Source organism: Lentzea sp. DG1S-22, from assembly GCF_036321065.1.
In the GTDB taxonomy this organism is placed as follows: Bacteria; Actinomycetota; Actinomycetes; order Mycobacteriales; family Pseudonocardiaceae; genus Lentzea; species Lentzea jiangxiensis.
Map to the genome: position 1 here is coordinate 1,990,212 of NZ_CP143276.1, position 15,691 is coordinate 2,005,902.

Consider the following 15,691-nt stretch of genomic DNA (forward strand, 5'->3'; position numbering starts at 1 on the left):
GAGAGGACGACATGACGCCTGCGCTGGTGTGCGAGCGCCTGGTCAAGCGCTACGGCGACAAGACTGTGGTGGACCGGGTCGGCTTCCACATCGACGAGGGGGAGGCGTACGGGTTGCTCGGCCCCAACGGGGCCGGCAAGACCACGACCATCTCCATGCTCGTCGGGCTGCTGCGCCCGGACGAGGGTTCGGTGCGGGTCGGTGGCATCGACGTCGACGAGGACCCGGTGGCGGCCAAGCGGCTCATCGGCTACGTGCCGCAGGAGATCGCGTTGTACCCGGAGCTCACCGCCCGGGAGAACCTGCGCTACTTCGGCAGGCTCTACGGCCTGCCGCGGCGCGAGCTGACCTCGCGCATCGGCGAGGTGCTCGACCTGGTCGGCCTGACCGGTCGTGGCGACGACAAGGTGGACACCTACTCCGGCGGCATGAAGCGGCGCACCAACATCGCCGTGGCCCTGCTGCACCGGCCGCGCCTGCTCATCCTCGACGAGCCGACGGTCGGGGTCGATCCGCAGAGCCGCGTCGCCATCCTGGACCGGGTCGAGGCGCTGGTCGGCGAGGGCATGAGCCTGCTCTACACCTCCCACTACATGGAGGAGGTGGAGCGGGTGTGCACGCGGGTCGGGATCATCGACCAGGGCCGCGTGGTCGCCGACGGCACCAAACGCGAACTGGTCGCCGAACTGGGCGGCACGGATCGCGTGGAGCTGACGCTGGACGGCGACGTCACCGCGGCAGCCGAGAAGTTGCGCACCGTGGAGGGCGTGTCCGAGGCGGTGGTCACCGGGTCGTCGTCGATCCGGTTGCTCGTCGCCGGCGGGCGGCACCTGCTGCCCGCACTGCTGGCCGCCGTCGGCGACGCGGGCGCGGTGACCGGTGTCGAGGTCGTCGAGCCCGACCTGGAGGCGGCGTTCCTGCACCTCACCGGTAGCACCCTGCGGGACTGACGCGGACCGAGCTAGGGATTGGGCGAAAACCTTGGGGAAGAGCACTCTGCGTGCCCTGCTGGTCGTGGGCGGCCACGAGTTGCGGTCGCGGCTGCGGGACGGCACCGCGCCGCTGATAGCGCTCGTCGCGCCGATTCTGCTCGCGACCCTGTTCGGGTTGGCGCTGGGCGGTGACGACGACCCGCCGCTCAAGGCGACCATCGGCGTGGTCGACCTCGACGGTGGCGAGTTCCCGGCCAGCGTGCAGCGCGAAGCGCTGAACACCGACGAGTTGAAGGGCGTGCTGACCTTCCGCCAGTACCCGGACGAGGCCGCGGCGCGCAGCGCGGTCGACGGCGGCGAGACGGGTGCGGCCCTGGTGTTCCCCGCCGGGTTCAGCGAGGGCGTCGGCGCGGGCCGCGGCGGGCAGGTGTCCGTTCTGGAGTCGCCCCAGTCGCCCCTGGCGGGTGTGGTGGCGCGCAGCATGGTCGACCGGATCTCGGCCCTGGTCGAGGCCAGGACGCTGGCCGTGCGCGCCTCGCTGGAGGCGGGCGTGCCCGCGGACCGGGTGCAGCTGTTCGTCGAGGAGAACGGCGCGGCCGGCCCGGCGCTGTCCCTGGTCGGCGACCCGGTCGCGGGCGGCCGGGTCGACCTGGCGGTGCACTACGGCGCCGGCATGGCGGTGATGTTCGCGTTCTTCGTCGTCGGCACCACGGCCCGCAGCCTGCTCGTCGAGCGGCAGAACGGCACGCTCGACCGGATGCGCGCCGCGCCGGTGCCCCTGTGGACGGCGCTGGTGGGCAAGAGCGCGGTCGGGTTCGGGTTGGCGCTGTTCAGCATGTGCGCGACCTGGCTGTCGTCCGTGCTCGTCTTCGGCGCGAGCTGGGGCGACCCGCTCGGCGTTTTCCCGCTGCTGCTGGCGCACGTGTTCGCGGCGACCGCGATCGTGATGCTCGTGGCCAGCCGCGCGAAGACCGATGCGCAGGCCGACGGCTACACGCTCGGTGTGGCGTTCGTGTTCGCGTTCCTGGGCGGCAGCATCGTTCCCGTCTACAACCTGCCCGAGTGGCTGCGCGGCATCTCGCTGATCACGCCCAACGGGTGGGTGTCGGCGGGCCTGTCGGAGCTGGCGGGCACCGGCGCCGGGCCGTCCGCCGTGCTCGTGCCGATCGCCGTGGTCACCGGCATCGGCGTCGTCGCCGGCACGGTGGCGTTGCTCGGCTTCCGCAAAGGCAGGTTCGCATGAGGCCCCGTCCCGTCACCGCGCTGGTGCTGGCCAACCTGAAGCGCCAGCTGCGCGACAAGGTCGGCATGTTCTTCATCGTCGTCATGCCGTTCGTGACGATCGTGTTCGTCGGCATGGCCCTGGGTGGCGACGCGGCGGACGCGAAGCTGCCGGTGGCCGTGGTCGCCGACACCTCCGACCCGGTGTCGGCGGCCGTGGTCGCCGAACTCGAGTCCGACGAGGCGCTGGAGGTGCGGCGCGCGGGGTCCGCGGAAGAGGTCCGCGACGGCGTCCGCCAGGGTGAGCTCGCCGCCGGGTTGCTCGTGACACCGGGCGACACCACCCTCGAACTGGTCATGACCCAGACCAGCGGCAGTGGCATGGCCGCGCGCAGCGAGATCGACGTGGCGGTCGGCAGGGTGGCCGCGGTGCTGGAGGCGACCCGCGCGGCGCGGGCGGCGGGCGCGTCACCGGAGCAGGCCGAGGACTACGTGCGCAAGGCGAAGGAGGAGTCGGTGGCGGTCACCGTCACCTCGACGGGAGGTCAGGAGGCCGCCAAGCCGACCGGCTTCGCCTACACCGCGCCCGCGAACCTGCTGCTGTTCACGTTCGTCAACTCGATGGCCGTCGCCGCCGCGCTGGTCGAGAGCCGCCGCATCGGCATGGTCCGCCGTTCCCTGGCCGCACCGGTGCGGCGGAGCCAGGTGCTGCTGGGTGAGGCGGTGAGCCGGTTCGCGGTGGCGCTCGCGCAGTCCCTGCTGATCATCGTGGTGAGTCGGCTCCTGTTCGACGTGCGGTGGGGCGACCCGCTGGGCGTGGGAGTGGTCGTCGCGCTGTTCTGCCTGATCGCGACGGGTGCCGCGATGCTGGTCGGCGCCTTGGTGCGCTCGCCGCAGCAGGCTCCCGCCATCGGTCCCCCGGTCGGCATCGTGCTGGGCATGCTGGGCGGCTGCCTGTGGCCGCGCGAGGTGGCCGGCGAAACGCTGAGCACGATCGGCTACCTGTTCCCCCACTCGTGGGCGATGGACGCGTTGCTCACGCTGTCGCGTCCATCGGCAGGGCTGGGGTCGGTTCTGGTCGAGACTGGTGTGCTCGCGGGCATGGCGGTGGTGGTGCTGGGCGTCGCGATGGTGGTGTTCCGGCGGCGTGCGCTGGCGACCGTCTAGGCGGACGGACCACACCACGCGCGTCGAGCGCACGCGCCAACGACGCCACCGTCCTGCACGGTCATGCCTGTGCGTGCCGAGAACTACGTCCATTCAGGTCGAGCCGCATGGCGATACTCGCGGACGACTCCGCCGGGACGATCTTGCTGATCTGAGATCGCACTTCATCCGGCGCGTTTCGGCACCCCGTTCAGTTCGGCTTGAGCAGCCGCGCACTTCTCCTGCGCCTTGCGGCAGCCTGATAGACCAGGTCAGGCCCACCGGACCGTCTTTTGCCCCACGGCTTCAACCTGCATGGCTGGAGTTGTGGCAGGCACAGCGCTCAGCGCACCTTCGCGGCGATCTTCTGAACCTCCTCGAACCGGGACTTGTCCGTCAGCGCGTGGTAGTCGTCAGCCGGGTCGCGGTCCAGCAACGCGGAGGCGTGGCTGGCGCATTCGGTTCGCAGGCGCGTCAGTTCGTCGCGCAGGGCTTCGCGGCGTGCGCCGAACGTTGCGCGCATGGCGGTGCGGACCGAGACCGCGTGCTGGTAGAGCAGTTGGGTGAGCTGGTAGCGGGCGTGGGAGTTGTCCTTGTCGTCGCGCAGCAGCTGGCGGAGGTCTTTGGCCAGTGAGTCCGGGTCCACCTCGCCGGGACGGCGCCGGTGTTTGGCGATTGTCACCTCGACCACGAGCTGGCGGCGGGCGTCACCGGCGTCGAGGGACGACATCTCGCCGAAGTCTTCGCCGATCTCCATGTTCGTGGGCAGAGGACCGTCCCACTGCATCCAGCGGCGGTACACCGTGATCATCAGCCGGTGCACGTCCTCCAGGTGTTTGCCCCTGGCGGCGAGCCTTCGCAGCCGGGTGCGGGCGTCCGCGAAGTCGTCGCACTGGACGGAGAGGCGCACGTACGGCAGCGAGTCGCGGGGGACGCAGGCGGCGCGGGCTTCGGCGAGCAGAGGTCGTGCCCGGTGTTGCTCGTCCACCGCGTTCAGTAGCTCGCCGAGCATGGCGGCCGGGCCTGCGGCACCGCGCAGGCGGGTGATCCAGTGCTCCATGGCGGGCAACGCCGCCAGCACCGCGTGCCGGACCTCGTGGTCCGGGGCGTCGTTGTTCAGGAGGCCGAGTGCGTGTTCCACCGACGGCAGGTAGACCGTGTGCGGGTCGTCCAGCAGGTCGAGGTAGCGCTCGGGTGCGTCGTTGCGGTGCCAGGAGCGGCAGAGGCGCTGGTAGCGGCGGGGGAAGTCGGCCGAGGAGTCGAGCCTGTTCTCGGCGGCGCGGAAGATGCGTTCGACGGCGAACCGGGCGGCGAGCTCGGACAGGTCGTTGAGCTGTCTGAGGTACGTGGACGGCGCGCCGAGCCGCAGGACTGCCTTGCGCACGGTCTCGTCGGCCGGGTCCAGCCGCAGCTCGTCGAGCAGGCGCAGGCTGGTGAGGATCTCGCCGGAGGTTTCGGTGACGGGCCAGTCGTCCGCGCCGAGCAACTCGTTGGCGATGCGCGACTTCCACCGGACGCGTTCGTGCGTCCAGGCGACGTGCGCCGCCTCCTCGTCCTGATCGATCGCCTCACGCACGCGGCTGCCGGGGTTGCAGGCGGCTTGGTGCGCGGCTTGGAATGCGGTGCGGCACAGCTCTTCGAATGGTGCGCGCACGCGTCTCGGCAACGGGGCGCAGGCGGTCGCGACGAGGTCCAGACGGGCGTCGAACGCCTCGTCGAGCTGAGAACGCCGCACCGACCGTGTGACACCGAGGCGCAGCGCCGGGCCGCGGTACGACAGCGCGCGGTTGAGCTCCTCGAGGCGCAGGTGGGCGATGGCGAGCGCTACCCGCGCCGGGCTGGTCAGCTCGGCGGGGACACCGCGCGGCGGCGGGTTGGGCGTGCCGTCGTCGGCCTGCCTGCCGCACAACGCCGCCGTGCCGAACGAACCCGCCAGCACGCGGTGGATGTCGGCCCGCTCGGCCGCGCCCCGCGCCGGCGTGCCCGCGAGCAGCGCCTCCCCGTAGAGGGCCTCGAGGTACCGGTTCCAGGACTGGGTCGCCGCGGCCACGTCGCCTGCCGCCGTGTGTGCGACCGCGAGGTTGTGCAGAACCGCCGTGGACATCGGGTTTTCGATGAGCATCGCCTGCCAGTGCCTGCGAGCCGGCGTGTGCGCACCCATCCGGTGCAGTGACTCGGCGAGGCGGCCGTTCAGGTGGGACCGCAGCAGCACGAGCGCGGAGCGGCGGCTCAGTGACGGTGGATACGCGTCGAGCGACCTCCAGGCATGAGCGATGTTGTCCGCGAGCGCGCGGTCGACCGCTGCCACCGCGGCGGCGACTCTCTCCCGAGGATCGCCGGAACGCGCAGGAGACGGGGCCGGCTCGGTCCGAGGCGGGATCGGCTCGGCTTGGGGCGCGGGAGCGAAGGACTCGAGTTCCGCGTCGATCTCGGCAACACCCGCCGACGGCGGCACCGCGTCCGACACCTCGCATGAGTGCAGTCTTTTCCGGATCTTGCTGAGGTGACCGTTCAGCGGGCTCGGCGCCTGCAACGCCTTCTTGCAGTCTTCGAAGCGGTCACCGAAACGCGCGGAGCGAGCGCGGTCCGCCGTGCTCTGGACGAACTTCTCCAGTTCCCGCACCCGTTCGGCGCAGATGTGGTCGAGCCGTTTCGCGATGCGGGCCAGCACCGCGTGATCCGCACGGATCCGGGCCGCGTCCGCCAGTTCGGCGCGGACGAGCGATTTGGCGATGGCGTTCGCGTTCTTCTTCAGCCGCCCGAGCGTTTCGGCGTCCCGTTCGAACGCCGCCAGCGTCACGTCCGGATCGGCCTCCGCCGCCTTGTCCGTGACGACGTCGGCCGGCGTCTTCGGCGGTGTGGCCGTGGTGATGGCCCGCAGCGCGGACGCCATCGCGTCGAGGTGGACCGCCGGGTCGCCGCCGACGAACCGCCGTGCCGCCACGTAGGCGCTCAGGTTCGGCACCTGCAGCGGCCGCCACAGCAACCGCCGCTGGTGGACGAGCGCGACGAGCAGATCGGGCAGCTCCCGCCGTTCGAGACACTCGGCGAGGCGTGCGGGCACCGCCTCCTCGCCGGCCTCGAACAGCTCGCGCACCAGGTCCAGCACGCGCCGGGCCGGGCCGTCCCCCACCGGTGCCGCGAACCTGCGGATCGTCGCGGGCGGATACCCGTGCACCAGCCACTGCACGGCCGACACCGCGAACGCCGCGGCACCGCCCACCCTCCGCTCGGCGAGCTCGGCGATCCACCGCAGGTCCTCGGCGATCAGGTCCCGGCCGCGCTCACCCGCGGGCCTGCGCAGCACCCGTTCCGCGGTGATGTCGTGGATCCCTGACCAACGGGACTTGCCAGGACGCAACAACGACGCCGGCGCCGTGCTGTCCAGGTCCCTGCCCTCACGAACGGCCGATGTGATCTCATCGACCCGTTGCCGCTCCTCGCCTTCGTAGGAGGGGTCGCCGACGCGCTGCTCGTGCAGGCCCTGGTGGACGATCGACAGGTGCGCCCAGACCCGGTGGTTGGCCGGTGCGAGCTCGGCCGCCGCGGTCAGCCAGCTCACCGCGGCGTCGAGCCGTCCGTGCCGCAGGTGGATCAGGCCGACGTGGTAGGGGTGCTTGGGGTTGACCGGATCGACGCGGTGGGCTGTCGCCAGCAACGACAGCGCCTCCTCCGGCGGCGTGGCGGGGTGCACGGCCAGCCGGAAGCACGCCTCCGCCAACGCGTCCCGCTCGTCGGCGCCCAGCCCGGCGCCCTGCTCGTGGCGGGCCAGCAGCTTCTCCGCGATCGGGCGCAGCACCTCCGGCCGGTTCTCGAGCGAGGTCACGGCTGTTCCTCCGCGCCGGTGCCGAGCTCCTCGACCGGCAGGACCAACGTGCCCCTGCCGTCCGACGTCGCCGCGAGGCGCCCGTCCGGCGAGATCGCGAGCGGGTGGGCCGAGGTGACCTCGATGCGGCCGTCCTGCATCAGCACGTGCGAGCCGTCCGGGTACTCGAACACGACCAGCCTGCCGTCCCGGGACGCGCACACGATGCGGGCGCCGGGCACCGTGCGGAAACCCAGGTGCACGCCCAGTTCCGCGTCGAAGCAGACACCGAGGCCCTCGTCGTCGAGCACGATCGACAGGTCCGGCCCGACCAGCGCGTCGGCGAGCTGCGTGACCGGCAGGTCCACGACGAGCGGGCGCTCGGATCCGCTGTCGAGGCGGTAGACGTGGTGCTCGCCCGCGATCAGCGTGTACCCCGGTTCGTGGTGGATGCCGAGCAAGAGGCGTTCCAACGCGTACTCGGCCTTGACGTGCCCCTGGTCGTATACGGTCAGGACGCCCTCCAGATCACCGACGAGCAGCCGCCCGTCGCCGTCGACCTCGAGCAGCTGCACACCCTCGCGATGGTCGAGCACGGTCTCGGGTTCCGCGCCCGCCAGTGACCAGACGGAGCCGCTCCACATGCCGACGAGCAGCGTGTCGCCGTGGAACACCAACGCTCCCGGCACGGTGAGGCCGGGCGCACGAGCGAGATCGGCCGTGCGAGTGCTCCCGTCCGGTGCGGCCACCACGACGCGGCCCGTCCAGTCGGCGACCGCCACCCGGTCGCGTCCGCGCGCCCACAGCCGCGGCCGTCCGGCGAGGCTCGTGACGCCGTGCCTGCGGCCGGGTTCGTCGAGCGAGTGGACGGACAGGTGCAGACCGTCCAGCACCACGATCCGCCGCGCGTCGGGGAAGAACGCCTGACGTCCGCTCGCGGGCAGGCGCGGGTGCACGCGATCCGGGCCGGCGGGCTGCGGCGCGGGCGGGCTCACCTGGATCGGCGCGGTCTCGACGGGTTCACAACCGGGTGCCCGCGCGAGCAACCGCACGGACTCGACCGCCCGGCGGAACGACAGGTCGGCGAACGTGGCGGTGCCGTGCACGGTCGGGTGGACGAGCGTGCCGTTGAGACCGGCGTCGGGCGGCACGGTGGTGAGCGTGATCGGCTCACTGCTCTCCAGCACCGTCGTTCCATCGGCGCCGATGACCGACACCCGTACCGTGGGCAGGGTGTGGTTGACCACGGCGCTGGGCAGCGGCCCCTCGAACCGGAGCTGCCTGCGGTTTCGCGCGGGTCGCAGGCCCAGCGCGGTGCGCAGGGTCTCGAACCAGTTCGGGTGCGTGACGGCGACCCAGTTGTACTTGCTGGCGGTGAACCAGATCTTGTCCTTGGCCGCCTCCTCCATCAGCACCGGGATGAACCCGATCTTGCCGGCCTTGTTGAGGTCGACGGCGCGCTGGAGCTCGAACTGGCAGACGTTCTTGGTGAAGTACCGCAACGAGTACAGGGCGACGAAGTACCTGGACCGCGGCAGCGCCGTCTCCAGGTACTCCTCCCAGTCGACGCCGGGCGGGAAGCCTTCGCGGTCGACGTCGATGAAGATCCGGGGCGGCACGCCCCGGGACGTGATGCACTTGTGCAGGCCGTCCGCGAGGTCTCTGGCCTTCTGGTAGTCCTCACGCGCGTAGCTGATGAAGACGTCCCACCCGTCGTGGCTCTCGGGCTCGGTCATCTGCTGCCCTTTCACGCGAACCGGTCGACTGCGGTCAAGATGTCCTGGAGCGCCCGGCGCGACCGCGGGTCGGTGGTGGTGCGCAACAGCCGCCTCGCCTCCTGGCCGATGCTCGCGAACTCCGAGCGGTAGACGTCCCGCAACGCCATCACGTCTGCTGGGAAGAGCGGACCGGACCCCAGCACCTCCGCCACTCTGTTGAAGCGCAGGACCAGCGCGTTGACCTCCACGTTGACCATGGCGCGATCGATCTCCGCCAACCTCTGGGCCACCGCGTCGGCGAGCTTCTGCACGTGCCGCTTGTTCTCCTTCGTGCTGGCCATCGCCTGGAGCCCGGGGATCCGGCCGCGCAGCTCTCCCATGGTGCGGCGCAAGGCGATCAGCTGGGCCTGCGTCGGCGGGTTGCCGACCTTGGCCATGGCGGTGTTGTGCTCGTCGAACGCCGCGTTGATCGCGAAGACCTCCTTCGCCTCCACCGCCCTGCGCAGCAGCGCTTCCGCCTGCGTCAGCCGCGGGTCACGCGCGGCGATCCCGGCCGCGGTGATCGCACGTTCCGGATCCTTGCCCTGCACCAGCAGGCAGAACGCGTACAGGTAGTTGGGCGGCGGGAACGACGGCACGAGGTGCAGGACCTTGGCGAGCACCCGCTCCGCCTCCGCCCAGCGCTCGTCCTCGATCAGACCGAGTGCCTCCTCGCGGTACTGCTCGGCGATCAGCTCGTACAGCCGCATGGCGCGTTCGGGCGAGAGCTTGGGCGGGGGCAACGGTTTGGCGGGCGAACGGCGGGTGCGGAGGAGGCCTTCGACATACGTGTCGAAGTCACGCACCACCTCTGCCTCACGCCAGTCACGATCCAGTCGCCGCAACTCCTTGCGGGTGCGCAGGTACGCGCCGTCGGCGAGAGCACGCACGGCGTTTCTCGTCAGCGGCCTCAGTGCCACCGTCTGGAGCGCGTCCGCGAACGTGCGGAGATGGCTCGCGTCGCCCTCGACCACATCGGCCGCGGACCGCGCGGTGCGAAAGGCCGTCGTGTACTCACCGTCCATCGCCTGCATGATCGCCAGCAGGTACGGCGGTTCGGACTCCTCCGGCGCGACCTCGATGAACCGGCCGATCCGCTCGTCCGCGGCGCGCCGGTCGTGGTGCCGGGTGTCGAGGAACGTGCCGATCTCCTGCGGCGTGAGCACGTCGCGCAGCGTGCGGCGGAGTTCGAGAACCCCCGTGCGCAGCTGGGGATCCAGTCGTTCGGTCCGCAACGGCAGGGTGGTCTCCAGCGCCGTCGTCAGGTCGCCGAGCCGGTAGTGGCAGTACGCCTGGAGGTACCGCGCCTCGGGGTGACCGGGCGAGATCTCCAGGAACTCCGCGAGCTGCTCCAGCGCGATCTCGTACTCGCCGTCGGCGATGTTGGCGCGAGCGTCCTGGAGCAGGTCGTCGCCGTCGTCGTCGAGCTGGAGCGAGTCCTCGGCGGCGAGCGTCACGAAGTCCGGCAGGAAGACCGTCGACGGCGCCGAGCGTTCGGTGCGCCGCCTGGTGAACTCCTCCAGCCGCCGGAAGTGCTCGCCGAGGTCCCCGCCGCCGCCGAAGCTCAGCCCCGCGAGGTCGGGGAGCCGAGGCGGCAGGTGCGGGAGCGCCGGAGTGTCGCGTTCGGTCATTCCGGCAGCGCTTCGGGTTCGGGTACGGAACCGAGCGCGCGTTCGGCGACCGCGCGGCAGAGCAGGTACTCGGCCTCCTGGTCGAGCTTCAGCATCAACGGCAGCGCCGCGGGCAGCGCGGCCTCGTCGAACAGCTGCCGCTCGTCGGTCTCCCGGTGGTACTCGACCGGCGGCAGCAGCCCGACCAGCCGGTCACGGTCCACGCTCGGCGGCCGTGTCCACGCGGTTCGGATCCAGCTCAGCGGTGACGGCATGGTCGTCCCATTCCTCCTGCGGCAGCAGGAACTCTCCGGTCGTGATCACCAACTCGTGTTCGCTCTGGTGCAGCGCCTGCGCCTGTGCCGCGAACCCGTCGGCGACCACGTCCAGCTCCTGCAGCCGTTCCCGCAGCTGGACCCGGGCCGGGGCGTCGTCGGGCAGGTCGCGCAGCCGCGGGTAGACGATCAGCTCGATGCGCCTGCGCACGGCCTCGATCCGCCGGCGCAACTCCTCCGGCGACACCGGCCGCGTCGGCAGTGCCAGGTCCTCGCCGAGATCATCGGCGTAGCGGGCGAACTGGTCGCGCAACGAACGCAGCTCCGCCCGGTGCGACGCGGGCACGGCCGGGTCGGCGAGGAACTCGTGCACCAGCCGCAGGAAGCGCGACAGGGCGTCACCCTGCCCACCGAGCGCGCGTTCCCTCTCCACGAGGTGCAGCACCTCGGGAACGATGATGGCCTTGGCGCTCTGCAGGCCCATCCCGCGTTCGAGGATCGCGAGTCCGGTCTCCCGCTGGCCCTCGTTGGCGGCGAAGTAGTACCAGAGCAGTCCTTCGACCAGATAGGCGTCGCCCCACTCCTCGTCGAGTTCCAGCATGAGGTTCAGCCGCTCGGACAGCTCGTGACGTTCCTCGGAGCTCGGCACCCCGGACAGCTCCGGCCGGTTCGCCCAGCCCCGCAGCAGCAACACCACTCGCAGCAGCGCGACCACCGCAGCCAGCTGCCTGAGGTAGTCCTGGTCCGCGGACGTGTCCTCCGCCTCGCCGGACCGGTCCCGCCACGCGCGTTGCTTGCGGATCTGCGTCAGCCACCGGTCGAGCCTCCTCGGGTTGGCCGTCTCCCAGTCGCACGCGAGCAGCCCCAGACTCGCCTCGACCCGGCTCTGCCCGCGCTCGTGGGCGCGGTGGCGGGCGGCGTCGAACGCCTCGCGGGCCTCAGCGCGCCGTTGGTCGAAGAACAGGTGGATGCCTTTGAGGACGTGGAGGTTGTCCGCGGCCTTCGGGATCTCCCCTGTCAGAACGCCGAGGTCGCGGACCCGGTCGAAGTGGTGCAGGGCCTCGTCGGTCTCGCGGCGCCGCCAATGCGCACCGGCGAGGTGCAGATGTGACGCGGAGGCGATGAGGCGCGCGCCCGGCCGGTCGGCGAGTGCCGCCTCGTGTTCGCGGTAGAACTCCACCACGCGTTCGTGGCGTTCCAGCTTGTGCTGCAACCACATCGCGAGGTGAGCGGACGCCGGGTCGTGCCCGGAGGTCGTGGCCAGGCTGTCGACGAGGGTGGCGGCCGACCAGTGGTGCTCGGGCCGGTACGTACCGAGCACCGCGCGGACGTACGCGTGTGCGAATCTCGTGTCGGCCAGGTCGCGGCCACGCGGGCCCGCGTTCGTCGCCTCGTCGAGCAGCCGGTCGGCCTCCTCCAGCTGTGCCCGCTGGTGCCCGTCACGCGCGAGGATCGCGAGCGCGCGGTGCAGCGGTTCACGCCACCGGCTCGGCACGACGACGAAGAAGTGCCAGGCGCCCACCAGGCACACGCCGAGCAGGGCGACGCACACCACGACCAGCACGGCGTTCACGGGTTCCCCTCTTCCTCCTCGAGCTGGTCGAGCAGCAGCTCGTACAACTCGATCGCGGTGATCTCCAGGGACCCGTTGTCCCGCACGCGCTTGAGGCCCTGCCTGATCACGTCACCGACCTGGGCGGCTTCGGCGCGCTTGCCCAGCAGCCAGAACGTGGTGGCGTAGGCGATCATCAGGTCGAACCGCCACCACATCAGCGTTTTGCCGTCGTGCAACCACTTGTGCGCGAACGCGTTCGCTTCGCGGACGCGGCCCTCGCGGATGAGGTGGCTCGCCATCGCCGGCGCGTGCTTGGCCCGCAACTCGTGCGGTAGCCGGTGGAACGCGGTCTGCACGGTGGCGTCGAGCCTGCGGGTGAACGAGTCGTCGATCGCGTCGGACAGCAGTGTCTGCACCGTCGCCCACACCTCGCCGATGGCGACGACCGACATCTGTTCCTCGTACGCCTCGACGCGTTTCGGGTCGGCCTCCACCGCGCGGTCGAGCAGCGTGAGCGCTTCGAGCGGTGCGGCCGTGTCCTGGTAGGCGATGGTGGCGGCGAGCACCAGCACGTCGTAGTGCGGACCGTCGACGAGCACCGCCTGGGCCAGCGAGAGCGCCTGGTCCGGCTCCCCCGCGGCACGCAGCGCCTGCACCGCGGCCACCGGGTCCATGGCGTTCCTCGCACGCTGCAACCGGTCTGCCAGCCACGTGATGTCCGTGCCACCACGCCGGGGTGCGGTCGTGAGCTCGCACAGGTCTTCCAGCACCGCCCGGATCGGGCCGACCCGCCGCATCCACACCGGCAGCCTGCCGTGCAACCGCTCTCCCGACGGTGCCACCGCGCAGGCCGTGCGGTGCAGCAACCGTGCCGCGTCGGTGTCCGGGCTGGTGCCGAAGCACCGCAACGCGGCGGCCGCCAGCGCGAACACGTCCTCCTCCCGGCCGACCGCGGTCTGTCCGCGGGCGAGGCCGGGGGCGAGGTGCAGCACCCGTTCCGGAGCGCTCAGCAGCTCGGTGAACGACGGCGCGCCCCAGCACGGCAGCGGCAGCAGCCGCGGCCCGCTGTCGGTGAGCACGATGTCGGCGGGCATCGGCACCATGCCCGGCCCGAGCGACTCCCACCAGCCGGGCAACGCGCGCAGCGCGGCGACGACGGCCTCGACGCGCCGGGCAGGATCGGGATCGGCGATGGCGTCGGCGAGGCTGCGCCGGGCATCGGTCTCGTAGCAGACGACCTGGTACCAGCGGCCACCCAGACGTTGCTGGTCGCCCGCCGTGTCGGCGGGCACCACGGCGGCGAGCCCCGCGCGGGGTCCCTCGTGCTGCCGGCGTTTCAGCTCATCACGGTGTTCCGCGCCGAGCTCGACGCCCGGAATCAGCCGGTAGAAGCGTCGCCTGCCCGGCGCCCGGTACAGCGTGCCGCGCCTGCCGACGCCGACGTACTCCGCGTCGAGCTCCTGGGCGATCAGCCCGACGGGCTCATCGCCGGGCGCGGTCATAGGCGTCCTCGAGCCGGTCGGCGAGGTCGTCGAGCCCGGTGCCCGCGCGCACGGCCGAGGTGAACTCGCGCAGCGCGGCGACCAGGTCGTCCGGTGCCTCGCGTTCGGCGGTCCACGCGGTGACCTTGCGGAACAGCCGCCGGAACTCGGCGGGCACGGCGTCGGGATCCACGGTGGGACCGTCGTCGGGCACGTCGACGGGCGGCGGGACCTGGAACGAGAAGGTCTCCGCGCGCTCGACGGGTTCCGCCGCGCCCGGCTCGACCAGCCGCAGCAACCGCCGCCTGCTCTCGGCCAGCATGTCGATCTTCCCGATGCTGGTGCTCTGCCGGAACGTCGCCTCGTACTCGCGGCCCGCGTTGACGTGGAACACCTTGACCTCCAGCAACCCGTTCACGTCGAGCTTGAACGTGATGTCGAACTGGTGGTGGCCGGCCTCCCGAGGTTCGATCTTGTCGAGGACGATCGTGCCGACGCGGGTGTTGTCGAAGACCACGGCCGACTCGCCCTGGTAGATCGGCACCTCGACGTTCTCGGAGTCCTTCTGGTTGGTGTAGCGCTTCTCCTTGCGCGTCGGGATCTTCGCGCCGCGCTCGATCAGCGGGTCGAACCTGTTGTCCTGCACGCCGACGCCGAGGGTGTGCTCGGTGATCAACCGGATCTCGAAGTCGTCGGCGTCGGACTGGCGCTCGGCGGTCGGCCGCCTGTTGAGGTCGAAGGAGTCCGACGCCTCGAACCGGCTGGCGAGGATGGCGGCACCCCGCGCGACGAGGGTGTCGGGATCGCCGTCGGCGCGGACGAAGTCGTCGTCCTTCTCGAAGTGGTCGACCAGCATCTCCCGCACGAGCGGGATGCGGGTCGAGCCGCCGACCAGCAGAACGGCGTCGACGTCGAGCGGCGGTTCGTCCGGGCCGCCCTTCGCCATCTCCAGCGCCTCGAGCACCTTCCTGAGCGACCGGTCCAGCGCCGGCTTGATCAACGACTTGAAGGTGGCGCGGTCGAGCTCGACCGGCGCCGTGCCGCCACCGAGGTCGATCGTGGTGGACTCGTGCAGGGAGAGCTCGCGCTTGGCCTTCTCGGCGGCGGCCAGCGCCTGCATGCGCTCGTCCTCGCTCGGGGACGAGCGGCCCAGCTTCTCGTTCAGCCAGTTCGCGATCGCCGCGTCGAAGTCGCCGCCGCCCAGCCGCGCGTCACCGGCGGTGGCGAGCACCGAGACCTGCCGGTCCTCGGTCTCGATGATCGACACGTCGAACGTGCCGCCGCCGAGGTCGAAGACCAGGTAGATCTTGCTCTCCTCCTCGGCGCGGTCCACGCCGTACGCGATCGCCGCCGCGGTGGGCTCCGGGATCAGCTGCCGCGGGTGCAGGCCCGCCAGCAGCGCCGCTTCCTCGGTGGCCTTCTTCTGGCGCTCGGTGAAGTAGGCGGGCACGGTGACCACCGCGTCGTGCACGCCGTGGCCGAGCTCGCGTTCGGCGATCTCCTTCATCCGCATCAGCACCAGCGCGCTGACCTCCTGCGGCCGCAACCACTCGCCGTGCAGCCGGACACGCAGCGGATCGTCCACGCGGAACGAGGTGCCCTTCGCCCCGAACAGCCTGAGCGTCTCCTCGCTGAAGAGCGCGCCCATCTCGCGTTTGATCTCGATGATGGTCTCGCGGCCGCGACCGGGCAGGGACATCGCGTGCTTCGCCGCGGCGCCGACGATCACAGCGCCAACGCCCGGGTCGAAACCGACCACGGAGGGCGTGGTGTCGACCGGCGGGTCGAACGTCCGATCGGGAACGATCACCGCGGTGTCCTCGTCGGTGTCGAACACCGCGATCGCCGAGTACGTCGTACCCAGGTCGATGCCGACGACTCGGTGCAGGTTCGGCTTCTTGTCGTCCAT

Annotated in this window: 10 protein-coding genes; 3 read left to right on the plus strand and 7 right to left on the minus strand. The window is 71.3% G+C overall.

The genetic code is table 11. The features are described from left to right. Positions 1 to 11 precede the first annotated feature (11 nt). Genes V1227_RS08795 through V1227_RS08805 form a run of 3 tightly spaced genes read left to right on the plus strand, consistent with a single transcriptional unit; the run spans position 12 to position 3,320 of the window. Complete coding sequence (locus V1227_RS08795) at positions 12 to 950, plus strand: ABC transporter ATP-binding protein (RefSeq protein WP_329792009.1); 939 nt, start codon at positions 12 to 14, stop codon at positions 948 to 950. Between the two features lie 31 nt (positions 951 to 981). Beyond that, positions 982 to 2,175, plus strand: coding sequence for an ABC transporter permease (locus V1227_RS08800; protein ID WP_329792010.1), 1,194 nt, complete (start codon positions 982 to 984; stop codon positions 2,173 to 2,175). Then, positions 2,172 to 3,320: an ABC transporter permease gene (locus V1227_RS08805; protein ID WP_329792011.1), complete on the plus strand. Its 1,149-nt coding sequence runs from the start codon at positions 2,172 to 2,174 to the stop codon at positions 3,318 to 3,320. The genes V1227_RS08800 and V1227_RS08805 overlap by 4 nt, the downstream gene beginning before the upstream one ends. A gap of 322 nt (positions 3,321 to 3,642) precedes the next feature. Here V1227_RS08805 and V1227_RS08810 read toward each other — a convergent pair whose 3' ends face one another. Genes V1227_RS08810 through V1227_RS08840 form a run of 7 tightly spaced genes read right to left on the minus strand, consistent with a single transcriptional unit; the run spans position 3,643 to position 15,691 of the window. Further along, positions 3,643 to 7,125: a hypothetical protein gene (locus tag V1227_RS08810; protein ID WP_329792012.1), complete on the minus strand. Its 3,483-nt coding sequence runs from the start codon at positions 7,123 to 7,125 to the stop codon at positions 3,643 to 3,645. After that, positions 7,122 to 8,840, minus strand: coding sequence for a toll/interleukin-1 receptor domain-containing protein (locus V1227_RS08815; RefSeq protein WP_329792013.1), 1,719 nt, complete (start codon positions 8,838 to 8,840; stop codon positions 7,122 to 7,124). Before V1227_RS08815 ends, V1227_RS08810 begins: the two co-directional genes overlap by 4 nt. Positions 8,841 to 8,851: 11 nt before the next feature. Then, positions 8,852 to 10,492 (minus strand): hypothetical protein, encoded by a 1,641-nt coding sequence (locus tag V1227_RS08820; RefSeq protein WP_329792014.1) that lies wholly within the window; start codon positions 10,490 to 10,492, stop codon positions 8,852 to 8,854. Beyond that, complete coding sequence (locus V1227_RS08825; RefSeq protein ID WP_329792015.1) at positions 10,489 to 10,695, minus strand: hypothetical protein; 207 nt, start codon at positions 10,693 to 10,695, stop codon at positions 10,489 to 10,491. Before V1227_RS08825 ends, V1227_RS08820 begins: the two co-directional genes overlap by 4 nt. Beyond that, positions 10,685 to 12,319, minus strand: coding sequence for a hypothetical protein (locus V1227_RS08830; RefSeq protein WP_329792016.1), 1,635 nt, complete (start codon positions 12,317 to 12,319; stop codon positions 10,685 to 10,687). Before V1227_RS08830 ends, V1227_RS08825 begins: the two co-directional genes overlap by 11 nt. Beyond that, positions 12,316 to 13,803 carry a hypothetical protein gene (locus V1227_RS08835; protein WP_329792017.1) on the minus strand — a complete coding sequence of 496 codons (1,488 nt, stop codon included), beginning with the start codon at positions 13,801 to 13,803 and terminating at the stop codon, positions 12,316 to 12,318. The genes V1227_RS08830 and V1227_RS08835 overlap by 4 nt, the downstream gene beginning before the upstream one ends. Then, positions 13,784 to 15,691, minus strand: coding sequence for an Hsp70 family protein (locus tag V1227_RS08840; RefSeq protein ID WP_329792018.1), 1,908 nt, complete (start codon positions 15,689 to 15,691; stop codon positions 13,784 to 13,786). The genes V1227_RS08835 and V1227_RS08840 overlap by 20 nt, the downstream gene beginning before the upstream one ends.